12 protein-coding genes and 1 tRNA gene are annotated in these 12,118 nt (G+C 62.4%); 5 read left to right on the top strand and 8 right to left on the bottom strand.

Features of this window, described 5'->3' with window-relative positions:
- Window positions 1–1,046: 1,046 nt before the first annotated feature.
- Complete coding sequence (locus QA635_RS19525; protein WP_283071080.1) at window positions 1,047–1,241, bottom strand: hypothetical protein; 195 nt, start codon at window positions 1,239–1,241, stop codon at window positions 1,047–1,049.
- 151 nt (window positions 1,242–1,392) lie between these two features.
- Here QA635_RS19525 and QA635_RS19520 point away from each other — a divergent pair, with 151 nt between their 5' ends.
- Both QA635_RS19520 and QA635_RS19515 read left to right on the top strand, forming a co-directional pair.
- Window positions 1,393–1,593: a hypothetical protein gene (locus tag QA635_RS19520; protein ID WP_283071079.1), complete on the top strand. Its 201-nt coding sequence runs from the start codon at window positions 1,393–1,395 to the stop codon at window positions 1,591–1,593.
- Window positions 1,594–1,753: 160 nt separating this feature from the next.
- On the top strand, window positions 1,754–3,058 hold the full coding sequence (locus QA635_RS19515) for an nSTAND1 domain-containing NTPase (protein WP_283071078.1): 1,305 nt from the start codon (window positions 1,754–1,756) through the stop codon (window positions 3,056–3,058).
- Window positions 3,059–3,480: 422 nt separating this feature from the next.
- Here QA635_RS19515 and QA635_RS19510 read toward each other — a convergent pair whose 3' ends face one another.
- From QA635_RS19510 to mgtE, 3 genes are all read right to left on the bottom strand, one after another.
- Complete coding sequence (locus QA635_RS19510; RefSeq protein ID WP_283071076.1) at window positions 3,481–4,869, bottom strand: tyrosine-type recombinase/integrase; 1,389 nt, start codon at window positions 4,867–4,869, stop codon at window positions 3,481–3,483.
- Between the two features lie 667 nt (window positions 4,870–5,536).
- The gene (locus QA635_RS19505) at window positions 5,537–5,857 is read right to left on the bottom strand and encodes a helix-turn-helix domain-containing protein (RefSeq protein WP_028343385.1); all 321 of its coding nucleotides are present in this window, start codon (window positions 5,855–5,857) and stop codon (window positions 5,537–5,539) included.
- A gap of 126 nt (window positions 5,858–5,983) precedes the next feature.
- The gene (gene mgtE / locus QA635_RS19500) at window positions 5,984–7,405 is read right to left on the bottom strand and encodes a magnesium transporter (protein WP_283071074.1); all 1,422 of its coding nucleotides are present in this window, start codon (window positions 7,403–7,405) and stop codon (window positions 5,984–5,986) included.
- Window positions 7,406–7,489: 84 nt separating this feature from the next.
- Between mgtE and QA635_RS19495 the strand changes: the two genes are divergently transcribed.
- Complete coding sequence (locus QA635_RS19495) at window positions 7,490–8,305, top strand: polysaccharide deacetylase family protein (protein WP_283071073.1); 816 nt, start codon at window positions 7,490–7,492, stop codon at window positions 8,303–8,305.
- Window positions 8,306–8,401: 96 nt separating this feature from the next.
- Window positions 8,402–9,781, top strand: a complete 1,380-nt coding sequence (locus QA635_RS19490; RefSeq protein ID WP_283071071.1) for a polysaccharide deacetylase family protein — start codon at window positions 8,402–8,404, stop codon at window positions 9,779–9,781.
- A 6-nt stretch (window positions 9,782–9,787) separates the two neighbouring features.
- Here the strand turns inward: QA635_RS19490 and QA635_RS19485 are convergent, their stop codons facing one another.
- The 3 genes from QA635_RS19485 to QA635_RS19475 form a co-directional block, all read right to left on the bottom strand.
- Window positions 9,788–10,162, bottom strand: coding sequence for a hypothetical protein (locus QA635_RS19485; RefSeq protein WP_283071070.1), 375 nt, complete (start codon window positions 10,160–10,162; stop codon window positions 9,788–9,790).
- A gap of 250 nt (window positions 10,163–10,412) precedes the next feature.
- A tRNA-Leu gene (locus QA635_RS19480) sits at window positions 10,413–10,497 on the bottom strand.
- A gap of 93 nt (window positions 10,498–10,590) precedes the next feature.
- Window positions 10,591–10,836, bottom strand: coding sequence for a FliM/FliN family flagellar motor switch protein (locus QA635_RS19475; protein ID WP_021080574.1), 246 nt, complete (start codon window positions 10,834–10,836; stop codon window positions 10,591–10,593).
- 60 nt (window positions 10,837–10,896) lie between these two features.
- Between QA635_RS19475 and lipB the strand changes: the two genes are divergently transcribed.
- Complete coding sequence (gene lipB, locus QA635_RS19470) at window positions 10,897–11,625, top strand: lipoyl(octanoyl) transferase LipB (RefSeq protein WP_283071066.1); 729 nt, start codon at window positions 10,897–10,899, stop codon at window positions 11,623–11,625.
- 3 nt (window positions 11,626–11,628) lie between these two features.
- Here the strand turns inward: lipB and QA635_RS19465 are convergent, their stop codons facing one another.
- A complete protein-coding gene (locus QA635_RS19465; protein WP_283071064.1) occupies window positions 11,629–12,054 on the bottom strand; it encodes a tautomerase family protein in 426 nt (141 codons plus the stop codon).
- Window positions 12,055–12,118: the final 64 nt, after the last annotated feature.

Genomic DNA, 12,118 nt, shown 5'->3' with positions numbered 1-12,118 from the left:
CGCTGAGGCCGCAAATGAAAGGCCCGGGGCTGAATTGTCGAGGCCTGGGGCCCTAAGAAAGTCGCCAGAGCCCAAAGCGCCTCTTTGGGGCGTTGCCCTCCAACTCGTCGAACCGATCTAGCAGTTTTCGCAGTTGCGGCGGAACCGGAGCGGCGTCCTGCGCGAGATGCTGCCGGAGCCGATCGCCAATTTCAATACAGATCGCGCGGGAGTGATTGGGTTCCAAGGGGATCGCATGAGAGCGGGCGCGGGGCGGTTCGACCATGGCTGCCACCGTTAGCTGGATGTGCATCGCTTCTTTGCCTATGCACGGCCTTCCTGCCACCACGATACCAACGTGCATCGGATCTGCTTCGATCCGCTGGAACCGAACCATTTTATCATAGCTGAATTACCAATGGGGCTTCGCAATATGTGAGGCGCACTATGATAAATCTGTCTGCGGGCGACGTGTTTCTCACCGTCGCCATCATGAGTGTCGCTTTCCTAACCGAAGTCGCTGTTTTTTCCTTGATCGGGCTATTCTGAAAAAAGCGCGCGCACTGGCGCCGCGCGCCGATGCGGCGACGTGTCCTTCTGTCGGCTCGACGATGCCGCGCTCCAAGGGATTTGGAAGAGTTCCAGTAACTCCTCAAAATCGTTCGGGCTCGGGAACCAATTCTGAATGTGTCCGGTTAATTGATGGGGCCGATGCGAGGGACCATCGCATGAGGATCAATCATCTCGCTGCAATTGTGATAGCTGTTTGTACCGCTAGTGCCGGATTGGCGGCGGTCCATTCCGTCGGCTTACCACTCGAAAAGCAGTCCACCCCTGTCGCTACTGAGTTGGCAACCCGAATAGCCGCGTCCGTGGATGCGTTCGTGCCTCGGTCCGGCGGCTAAACAGCCTCATTCGAGTGTGACTAGGCACCGTCTGTCGCCCGTATTCGTCCGGGATCGACGTTTGCCTCGTACCGCAGCATATACGCAGCGTTCATCGAGTTCATATTTGCACTTCGCCCGGCCATCTTAATTGGTGGCCGGGCTTTTGCGCGCCGATCGCCGCTAGTTCTTCTTGAGGTCGCTCAGCTTGCGCATGTAATAGCCGTTGCTCTGGACCGCCTGCCTGATCTCCTCGCTAACCCTGAAGACCCTCTTCTTGCTCTTGCGCCACTTACCTTGAGCGCTGACGGCCGGCACCGGACATCCCTTCTTCACGACGAGAAGATCATGTCTGACATTGAAATACACCTCGACCATGTAATCTCCCAAAACAGTTGAAGTATAGGTCCAGAGCAGATCGCCGCTCGCCGAAATGCAACCGGGTCTTTGGCGCTCGCCTGTGAATATCAAGGACAAGCGGCGTGCTCGTCGATCCTGAGACGGCATTTTCTGTTTGGATGTTGTTCGTATGCCGCACCCAACGACCAACGACTATCTGGACGAATATGATCGGGAGCTAGACGAGATCGTTGCCGCCTGCGACGGCGATGTGCGCAGCGCTCTGAGGGCTCTCTTGCTGGTCAACGAGCAGTTGGAGCGCATCCTAAATTGTTTGAACGCGGAACTGATCGAGCACGTGTCGCGGCATCGACGGAAGACGCTGCACTAATTCTCACCCATAGTTTGCAAAATGGCGTCGGCGCGAGACGAGACGCGGCCAGCACGCTCCCTAAGTATTATTGGGGAAGATCGGGCTAAGCCTCGCACCCATGTACGATTTTCGGTAACATCCTCAGGTTGCTCGACATTGTTTGGATAGAAAGACCGCCATGTTTGAATTGGTCAATCCTGAGATTGGATTTACATCGAGTGTTATTCGCGATCCAAGGCGGTTTGTTGGCCGCGCTGATCTAATTCAAAGTTGCATGAATGCCTTGAACGCTAACGAAGGCCTTATCGCGGTATACGGCAAACGAGGCGTCGGCAAATCGTCGTTGCTGCGGCAAATTCAGCAAATGGCGAATGGGAATTACGACATCGCCCAAAAGGCTGGTCTCGCCCACCTGATGCCCAAGCAGCCCCGACGCTACTACACCGTCTACTACGCGTGCGACAGCAACATCGCCAATACAGATGACTTGGTTCGACGACTTTGCAACGACACCGATCCAGAGGACGGATTGCTCCGGCTGGTCCCAGACCAAGGTAAGAAGCTGGTCGAATTCTCGCGCTCCGACGAGGCATCTGTCGGCATGGACCTCAAGCTCGTCCAGTGGGGCGCAAAAGGATCTGACGTTCAAAAGTACGGCAGCGTCGTGCCGAACGATGTGGTTCAATCATTCCGCAACTTTGTAAGCGGCGCACTCGACGCTAACAACCGGGTTTGGACCAAACGCGATGCCCTCCTGCTTCTGTTGGACGAGTTTGACGTTATTCGAAATAAGGACGGCCTCGGCTCGCTTATCAAATCCCTCACGTCACCTACGGTAAAATTCGGGGTCTGCGGCATCGGTCAAGACCTAGGTGCGCTGATCAGCGACCATAAGTCGGTCGCGCGCCTTATTGAGCAAGGTGCAATTTACGTGAAGCCAATGAGCCCTAATGAGACGCGCGAGATTTTTGCGACGGCCGAGGTCTTGTTTAAGGGCAAAATCAAGTTCGATAGGAAAGTCGTCGACCAAATCGTCGATCTCAGCGAGGGTTTTCCGTATTTCGCGCAACTGATCGGGAAATCGTCCGTTCAGTACGGCAATGAGGTCGGCACCAATGACATTGATGCCAAAATATTCGGCGAGGTTCTAGACAAGATCAGGAGCGGCAAATCGTTTCCAAACCTTGAGGATCAATATCAACTGGCGATAGGAAACAGCAAGGAACGAGCAATGCTGCTTGTGCTACTGGCGGAGCAGCAGAGTGAGGCCACCCTGTACAACGAAGACATAGGCAACGTCGTTCTGCAGAAAACTCGATCCACGGCGCAGGGCCTCGGAATTGAATACGTAGATCAGTTGATGCCGAGGTTGGTTGAAGAACGTTACGGCCCGGCGCTCGTGAAGCATGGTGATCGACGCGGAGTGTACGACTTCGCTGACCCGGTGTTCCGGGCATATGTAAGACTTCGGAAGCTCGACTGACCTCTTTGCCAGTCATGCGGTGCCCAGCCCTAGGGTTGACCCATCAACCGGACCGCTTCGAGCTTTGAGATTTGGCAATCTGGTGGGGATGGATCGGTTATTGCGCGCCACAATATTGAAGGAACCGATTGATAGCCCGGAACGAGAAAGCTAGCTCAACGTTCATAGGCGGGGCCAGACAGGGGGCTTTCCGATGAATGAAGGAACTTTATTCATGGTGGGCTTGGCGGGCTTGGGGCTATGGGCCGCTATCGTCGCGGTCCTTGACATAACGGCAGCATTGAAGCGAAAGCGGCTACGGCTTCGCCGTTGGGGCGGCTAATACGCCGAGATCATCCTTCGAGGGCCCGACGTAGAAATGAGATCAGGCCCCATGCCTATATGGGTCGCCCCCGAAGAAAGGTCGATGAACAACCTATAGATCAGGCAACGAGACGCAGTTCGCCAGCCTGCTTCGTGGGCTCGTCGATAATCCGACGAAGCTCCGCCGCGACGCGATCCAGCACCTCGCGCTTCTCCTTCATGCGCTTCGAGTGATTGTAGACCTTGCCGGTGACAGTCGGCACGATGACCTCAGCCTTCTTAGTCGCGGCGTGATCGAGACACTTCGCAATCGCCGCGTCGTCAAGGCCGAGATCGCCCGCCAACGTCGCCGCCGTCCGGCGCAGATCGTGCGGCGTGAACGGCTTGAGACCGAGCAGCGCGCAGATGCCGGGCGTTTTGACCTTGCCCTTGACCTTGGTGCCGCGCAGCGCGACCGCCATCGCCATGCGGTTCATCGGCTGATCGCCGAGCGGGCTGGCGAAGACGTATTGCTTGTTCGATCCTCTGAGCGCCTCCTTGGCGATCTCGACCGCCAGGTCGGACAGCGGTTGCTGGATCACCCGGCGCTTCTTCACCCGCTTGAGCGGGACATCAAAGCGCGGGAATTCTCCGTCGAGATCGAACAGTTCGTCGCGGTGGGCGGGGAGCAGTTCGCCGGATCGCAGCATGGTGACCAACTCGAACTTGAGCGCGAGGCAGGTGCGGCGATCCCAAGGCATGTCGTCTCGGTCGAGGCCATGCCAGAAAATCCTGATCTCGTCCTCAGAGAGCACTCGCGTGCGTGGATGCTCCGGGTCGAGCTTCGGCAGGTTGACGCAGGGGCTGGCGGTCACATAGTCGCGGCCGGCCTCGGCCGCCCAGTTGAACAGCCCTGAGGCCGCGCGCCGCATATGGCGGGCATTGGCGACGGACGGCTTGCCGCCGAGCTTGCCGGCGACGATGTCGTTCGAGAGCGTGGCGATGTCGTGCTTCGTAACCTCACTGGCGATCTTCTTGCCGAGCCGGGGGCTGATGAAGCGCCGCAGATGGCTGGCGACGTTCTCCCATGTCTCGATCCGGGGCCGCATCTCGCCGTCGGGCTTCCGGACCGGGGTCTTCATCCACGTGACCCGCTCCTCGATGATCTCGCCTACAGTCTTGCCGCGCTTCGCCTGCTGGGCTTTGCGGTCACGGAAGGTCTCGGCCATCGCGTCGCCGCCCATGCCCTTGAGCCCGTAGACCTTGCTGCGGGCATCCTCGACGGTGAAGGTCTCGGGATTGTAGACGCCGAGCCAGCCGGTACGCTGCTTGCCGGTCTCTCGGTCGGTGAACTTGAACGAGAAGGTCGCGACGCCAGCCGTCGTGATGCTGACATAGAGACCCGGGCATTTGCGGTCATAGAATTTGACCCGCTTGGCGACCCGCCTCTCGCAGAGGCGATCAGTCAGGATGACGCTGGCATTGCGGCCGCGCTTGCCGGCGGGTTCGGTGATCGTGGTAGTGTCCATTTCGGTTTCAGGCTCCCAAAGGGTTTGACCAACAGAGCCGGCCTTGGGCCGGGCCCTAGATTTGGCGAAACCCGCCGAAGCACCCCGAAACAGGCTAGGCAAAAGAGACTTGATTTAAAGGCTTTTCTTAGTTTCGGCGCGTTTCACCGAATGCCAAATTATAGACGTGTGGTCCTGACGCCCTAGCGGCAGGTGTCTCTTCGCAGGACGTGAATGCGTCGTTGCGAAGACGGTGACAAGCAAGCCAAGTCTCGCCGGGGAGAGCACGAAGTAAGCCGTAACCCATCGCGCAGGGAAAGCCGGGTTGTTTCCGGTTACATCTGTGGTCCTACCTCCCGCGTTTTTTATTACGCGGGACCCATGGGTGCGATCGGCACCCGGCTTTCCCTGCGCCCTCTGTGAAGAGAGGGCGGAACGAAGAGCAAAGCTCGGGCAGATCATGTCGCGAGAATGCGGAAGTTTGACTCCCGGTCGTGCAACACACTCGCTGTCGTCCCTGCGAAAGCAGGGCCCATAACCACAGATCGGCATTGTCGCGGGATGGTCGAACGACGAGTCCCGTTCTCAACACGGGCCGCGGAGTATGGGTCCCTGCTCCCGTGCGCAATTGCGCACTAGGCAGGGACGACACCGAGATTGCAGCGATGATGGAGCGCGCCCTACCCGCTCAAGCCGCCGTGGGCTCGCTCGACAGCGCGGCGAACACCGTCTCCGGCGAATGGGCGATCACGGCGAGCAGCGCGCGGGCGGGTCCACGCGGCGCGCGCTTGCCCTGCTCCCAGTTGCGGATGGTTTCCACCGGCACGCCGAGCTTGGCGGCGAATTCGAGCTGGGTGAGCTGGGCCCGGCGGCGCAGATCGCGTACGGCCGGCTGCGCTGCCGCAGGCTGCATCGCCGCCTGGTCGGGATGTGCGGGCACGAGCGGGATTTCCTGCCCGTCGCGCAATTCGACGATCCGTCCGTCCGCCTTGAGCCGCAACCGCTGCATGATGGCCCCCGTGATGGCCCCCTGGAGATAGCGGCATCATCGATGAAGCGCGTTAAGTTCGGATTAACGATAAGCGGCCCCGCGCGGCTCGCGCCCGGACCATGCGCCGCCCTGCCCGCGAGCGCGTTACTTGAGGCCGAACCACAGCGTGGCGATGCCGAGGAAGGAGAAGAAGCCGACCACGTCGGTGACGGTGGTGACGAAGGTGCCGGAGGCGACCGCGGGGTCAGCCCGCACCCGTTCCAGCACCATCGGGATCAGGATGCCGCCGAGCGCGCCGGCGACCAGGTTGCAGATGATCGCAAGCCCGATCACGATGCCGAGGCCGGGGATTTTGAACCAGGCCACCGCGGCGACGCCGGTGATGACGGCAAAGGCGATGCCGTTGACGAGCCCGACCATGGTCTCGCGCAGCACCACCCGCATCGCGTTGTACGGGCCGAGCTCGCGGGTGGCGAGCGCGCGCACCGCGACCGTCATGGTCTGGGTCGCGGCATTGCCGCCCTGGCTCGCCACGATCGGCGCCAGCACCGCAAGCGCCACCATCTTCTCGAGCTGGCCCTCGAACAGACCGAGCACCGACGAGGCCAGGAACGCGGTGGCGAGATTGACCAAGAGCCAGTTGAAGCGGCCGCGGGCGATGGTCCACACCGTGTCGGACAGCTCTTCGTCGCTGGTGACGCCGCCGAGCGCCTTCAAGTCTTCGTCGGCCTCCTCCTCGATCACGTCGACGACGTCGTCGATGGTGATCACGCCGACCAGCCGGTCGATGGTGTCGACCACGGGAGCTGCGACCAGGTTGTACTTGCCGAACATCCGCGCGACCTCTTCCTGGTCTTCCAGCGCGGAAACCCGGCGACGGTCCTCGTCGATCAGGTCCTTGATCGGGACCGGGCGGCGCGCGCGCAGCAGCACGTCGAGCGGCACCGCGCCGAGCAAATGCTTGTCGGCGTCGACCACATAGATCTCGTAGAAGCGGTCCGGCAGATCCGGCGTGTCGCGCATGTAGTCGATCGCCTGCCCTACATTCCAATCCGGCGGCACCGCGATGAACTCGGTCTGCATCCGCCGGCCGGCGGAATTCTCCGGGTACAGCAGACTGCGCTCGATGTCCTCGCGCTCGGCCGCCGGCAGCTTCTCCAGGATCTCTTCCTGGTCCTCCTCGTCGAGGCTCTCCAGGAGCTCGACGGCGTCGTCAGATTCGAGCTCGCGGACGCCCTCGGCAACCGTCTCCGGCTCGAGTTCCTCGAGGATCTCCTCGCGGACGGTCTCGTCAACCTCGTTGAGCGCCGAGAAGTCGAAATCGGTGCCGGTGATCTCGACCAGGGTGACGCGGTCGTCCGGCTCCAGCGCCGCGATCAGGTCGCCGAGATCGGCCTCGTGCAGTTCCGCCACCACCTCGCACAGCAGCGGCCGGTCGGCGGCGTGGATGGCCTGGGTGATCGCCGCGACGAATTCGCCGCGGAGCTCGCCCTCCTCGCCCCGCATCGGCATCCGGGCCAACGGATCGGCCTCGGCGGGTTCGGCAACGTCGAAATTCTCGGCCATGCCGTGTTTCGCCGGTTTGACAGGAGGGGAAAAACTGGTTGGATGAGTGCGGAACGGATTACCTAATCGGTGGGGCCCAGTGCAATGAGAAAGATGTCGAGCGCACCGCGACCGCTCCGGAAGACTTTCGCGGCGCTGGTCGCGCTCGCGCCTGTTGCACTGTTCGGCTCGGCGCACGCCGCCGAATGCCAGCGCAAGGACGCGCTCGGCACCTCACGTGTACTCGAGGTCGACCCGGCGACCTATCCGCGCGTCGGGCTGAAGAGCTTTCCGCAGACCCTGCCGCTCAGGGATGGCGAGGTCGTGCTGACCTTCGACGACGGACCGACGCCGGGGGTCACCGACAAGGTGCTGACGGCGCTGGCGGCTGAATGCGTGCAGGCAACCTTCTTCATGGTCGGCCGCAACGCGGCCGATCATCCCGATATGGTCCGCAAGATCGCGCGCCTCGGCCACACCATCGGCTATCACAGCTGGGACCATCCGCATCTCAACAAACTCCCGCTGGATCAGGCCGAGGCGAACATCAACCGGGGAATCGAAGCGGTCCAGACGGCCCTGCGCGGCACCGCAAGCACGGTCCCGAGCACGCCGTTCTTCCGGTTCCCCTATTTCGAGTCGACGCCCGCGCTGCTCGATCGCCTGGAAAAGCGCGGTATCGCGGTGTTCGGAGCCGATTTCTGGGCCAGCGATTGGAACAAGATGACCCCCGAGGAGGAACTCAAGCTGCTCACCGGGCGGCTCGAAGGCCACCGCAAGGGAATTATACTGCTGCATGACCCGCAAATGCGGACAGCCGAGATGCTGCCCGCCTTCTTGAGGTACCTGCAGGAGCATAAATACCACGTCGTCCACATTGTCCCGGCGGCGCTGAAAACCGTGTCCGACCGGACACATTGAACCCGGGACGCTAGGTGGATTACAGACCGTTAAGGCGGCATTCATGGCGCCGCACCTAAGGATTCGTCAGTGCGTTTGGAATGCGGCCGAGATTCGATGATTGCAAACGTCCTGGTGATGATCCGGAAGCGGTCGCGGACCGTGGTCCGCGCGGCGCTGCTGGGCTGCGGCTTGATGACGCCGTACGCCGCCCTCGCCGCAGACTGCCCTAACCCCAACGCACTCGGCACCTCGCGGACCCTCGTCGTCGATCCCAAGGAGCATCCCCGGATCGGCACCATGCAGTACCCGGAGACCTTGCCGCTCGCCGATCACGAAGTGGTACTGACCTTCGACGACGGGCCGCTACCTAAATATAGCAACCAGGTGCTGGCCATTCTCGCCAGCCAGTGCGTCAAGGCGACCTTCTTCACCATCGGCTCCCAGGCCCGGTTCAATCCGGAGGGTGTGCGCAAGCTGATCGCGGCCGGACATACCGTCGGCACGCACAGCCAGAACCATCCGCTGACGATGAACAAGATGTCGCTCGAGAAGGTGCGGCAGGAGGTCGACGACGGCATCGCCTCGACGCTCGCAGCGCTCAATGGCGACAAGAGCAAGCTCGCGCCGTTCTTCCGGATTCCAGGCCTGATGCGCGCCGAGATCCCGGAGGCCTATCTGGCGTCCCAGGGCATCCAGGTCTGGAGCGCCGATTTCCCCGCGGACGACTGGCGCCACATCTCGCCGCAGCGGGTCTATGACCTCGCGATCCAGCGGATCGAAGCCAAGCGCAAGGGCATCTTGCTGCTGCACGACATCCAGCCGCGCACCGTTGCGGCGCTGCCGCGCATCCTCAACACGCTGAAGGAGCGCGGCTACCGGATCGTTCATGTCGTGCCCGCAACGCCCGATCGCCCGGCGACGCCGACCCAGCCGCAGCAATGGTACCTGCATCCACCGACCGAGACGGTGGCGACCACGCGCTGGCCCAAAATTCCGAACTTCGTGTACACCGCGACGCGGACGCTGCCTGCCCCGGTGTTTGCCGACATGGATTGGCGCGATGCCGACATCCTCGACCACGCACAGCGCACCCGGGTCGCGATGCCCGTCCGCACGCTGTGGCCGCAGCCCCAGCTTGCGCGGTTCGCATCCGTCCCGATATTGCCGGTCCCGGCGCCCGACGTGTTCCGCGTTCCCGAAGCGCTCGACCTGACCCTGCTCGCAGCTCGATCGGCGGCCAATCGCCGCCTCGTGCAGCGTACGACAATTGGCGTTGGCGTATCGCGCGCGCAGGCGTTCTCCGCGCGCCAGGCCAGGCATCCGAAGCAGGCCGCGCATCAGGGGCCCGCCCCGGCGCACGGCCGAGGCCACGGCGCGCCCTTGCATGTCGCGCCGCCGGCTGCCGACAACGCGTCAGTCCACGTCGCCAATAATGTGAAGAAGCGTACGCCGCGCGCCGAGGCGGCGGCGGCCGGCAAGCGCGTGCCTGATTGACGTGATCTAGCTGGCCACGATCTTGGCGACGCAGAGCAGGATCACCAGCGCCAGGAAGAAGATATCGATATAGGATTTGATCTCGCCGGCATGCCTGAGCGCGGTGACATCGGCGACGATCTGCCTGCGCGAGGCGACAGAATTGGGCCCCTCGCCGGCCGCCGCGGCGAGCCGTCGCGTCTCGCCCTCCAGGCGCTCGATGCGCTGGAAGAAATAGAACGAGCGCAGCCCGGAAAAGGCGTGCATCGCCGCATAGACCAGGACCAGAATTGCGACCGTCGCGCGCTGCTCGTACTTCTCCAGAAGGTTCAGCGTGAAATAGACCAGCCCCAGGAACACGAAGTTGGAGACCACACGGTAGGCGTAGCTCGCAAAGATCATCAGGCGCTCCGGTAAGGCAAGCTTGCAGCCGCGCGATTGGGGGAAAGCGGTCGGCTTCGGTCTGCAACACCAAACCGGTAAGGCCATGCATCCGCGAATCTACCTGACCGGTGTTACATGACCGCATCGACCTGCACCTCCACGTCACCCGCCTGCACTCGTCGGACCTGCCCCCGGAGGCACGGGCCGGCATAGCCGGCGAGCGGCCACGCTCCGAAAAGTCCAGCGATTTCAAGGATCAGCTGAGGTGTGGTGCGCTCGGAGGGACTCGAACCCCCACGGTGTTACCCACTGCCACCTCAAGGCAGCGCGTCTACCAATTCCGCCACGAGCGCTTGGGATACCGGATGGAACCCCGAAGGCACCGCCGGATCGACGGGGCCATGTAACAAATCACGGATGCAGGGACAAGGCGATTAATGCGGGAATTAACTGCGAACCCCGGGAGATTTCGGCAGCATTTGCTTGACCTCGACCGCAATCCGGTTGCGGTCGACAAGGACCACGCCGCTGGCCACCGGCAGGTTGTTGGCGAGGATCTTGACCTCGTCGGCCTCTGTGGCATCCAGTTCGATGATGGCGCCGCGGGATAGCCGCATGACCTGGTGAATCGGCATCGTGGTGGTGCCGAGGACCACCATGAGATCAACGCTGACTTTATCGAGGGTGGGCACTTCTGAACCGCCGAACGGGAACTAGATTGTGGGTTCACCTGACCACGTTAGGGTTAGCTAATGGTTAACGACCGCCAAAGCCTCGATTTGACGACCTTTGCGCGCCCTTCGGGCGGCGAAGCGGTCGAATGGCGGATTTCCGACCGCGCGGTGCCCTACCCTGATTCGCTCGCCGCAATGGACGACCGGGTGGCGAAGATCGCGGCGGGCTCGGCCCCCGAACTGGTATGGCTGCTGGAGCACCCGCCACTGTATACCTCCGGCACCAGCGGCAAGGCCGACGATTTGCTCGCGCCGCGCTTTCCGACCTTCCAGAGCGGACGCGGCGGCCAGGTCACCTATCACGGCCCGGGCCAGCGCGTCGCCTATGTGATGCTCGATCTCAAGCGGCGCCGGCCCGATGTGCGCGCCTATGTCGCCTCGCTGGAAGAATGGATCATCCGCACCCTCGCCGCCTTCAACGTCCGCGGCGAGCGCCGCGAGGACCGCGTCGGGGTCTGGGTGCGGCGCCCGGACAAGGGACCGGGCCATGACGACAAGATCGCCGCGATCGGCGTGCGGCTGCGCCGCTGGGTCTCGTTCCACGGCATCGCAATCAATGTCGAGCCTGATCTTGCGCACTTCCAGGCCATCGTGCCCTGCGGCGTGGTCGATCCGCGCTACGGCGTCACCTCGCTGGTCGATCTCGGATTGCCGGTCACGATGGCCGATGTCGACGTCGCGCTCCGGCAGGCCTTTTCCGAGGTGTTCGGCGACACCGCAGCGCGCCTGCCGGAAGCGACGTCATAGGCTTCACGCCGCCTTCTGCGGCGCGACCTCGAGCTTGCCGGCGATGTAGCGGCGCTCCTGGGTGAGGCCGCCGAAGCCGTAGGCATCGCCCTTCACCTCATCGACATGGGCATAGCTCTCGGTGTGGAGCGGCCCGAGCAATTCGCCCATCCGCTTGAACAGCGCCGCGAGATAGGCCGCCTTCTCGTCCTTGGTGTTGGTGCCCTCGGTGACGTGGATGTCGAGCCAGTAGCTCGCGAGCCCCTGCTCGGCGAGCGACTTACCGCCCGCGAACCAGTCGGCCGCATCGGCGGACTTCACAATGATCGCGGTGACCTTGGGATCCTTGTGCAGAATCCCGGCGGTCAGGTCCGACACGGCGGCGGCGATGTCGGATTTCAGCGACGGCCTCACGCGCGAGGTCGCGTAGGTGACGGTGATGAGCGGCATGATCGATCTCCTTGAATCCGGTTGGCGCGGGTCAATCGCGCCTCCTCTAGCTAGACCTTCGCGC

The organism is Bradyrhizobium brasilense (assembly GCF_029714345.1).
GTDB lineage: Bacteria > Pseudomonadota > Alphaproteobacteria > Rhizobiales > Xanthobacteraceae > Bradyrhizobium > Bradyrhizobium australafricanum.
This window is presented reverse-complemented; position numbering and strand designations above follow the sequence as displayed.

What these genes read in the sequence shown, in the direction of transcription:
- QA635_RS19525 (WP_283071080.1), bottom strand. Translation starts at nt 1,241, where the DNA reads ATGGTCGAGGTGTATTTCAATGTCAGACATGATCTTCTCGTCGTGAAG.
- QA635_RS19520 (WP_283071079.1), top strand. Translation starts at nt 1,393, where the DNA reads ATGCCGCACCCAACGACCAACGACTATCTGGACGAATATGATCGGGAG.
- QA635_RS19515 (WP_283071078.1), top strand. Translation starts at nt 1,754, where the DNA reads ATGTTTGAATTGGTCAATCCTGAGATTGGATTTACATCGAGTGTTATT.
- QA635_RS19510 (WP_283071076.1), bottom strand. Translation starts at nt 4,869, where the DNA reads ATGGACACTACCACGATCACCGAACCCGCCGGCAAGCGCGGCCGCAAT.
- QA635_RS19505 (WP_028343385.1), bottom strand. Translation starts at nt 5,857, where the DNA reads ATGCAGCGGTTGCGGCTCAAGGCGGACGGACGGATCGTCGAATTGCGC.
- mgtE (WP_283071074.1), bottom strand. Translation starts at nt 7,405, where the DNA reads ATGGCCGAGAATTTCGACGTTGCCGAACCCGCCGAGGCCGATCCGTTG.
- QA635_RS19495 (WP_283071073.1), top strand. Translation starts at nt 7,490, where the DNA reads ATGAGAAAGATGTCGAGCGCACCGCGACCGCTCCGGAAGACTTTCGCG.
- QA635_RS19490 (WP_283071071.1), top strand. Translation starts at nt 8,402, where the DNA reads ATGATTGCAAACGTCCTGGTGATGATCCGGAAGCGGTCGCGGACCGTG.
- QA635_RS19485 (WP_283071070.1), bottom strand. Translation starts at nt 10,162, where the DNA reads ATGATCTTTGCGAGCTACGCCTACCGTGTGGTCTCCAACTTCGTGTTC.
- lipB (WP_283071066.1), top strand. Translation starts at nt 10,897, where the DNA reads ATGGTTAACGACCGCCAAAGCCTCGATTTGACGACCTTTGCGCGCCCT.
- QA635_RS19465 (WP_283071064.1), bottom strand. Translation starts at nt 12,054, where the DNA reads ATGCCGCTCATCACCGTCACCTACGCGACCTCGCGCGTGAGGCCGTCG.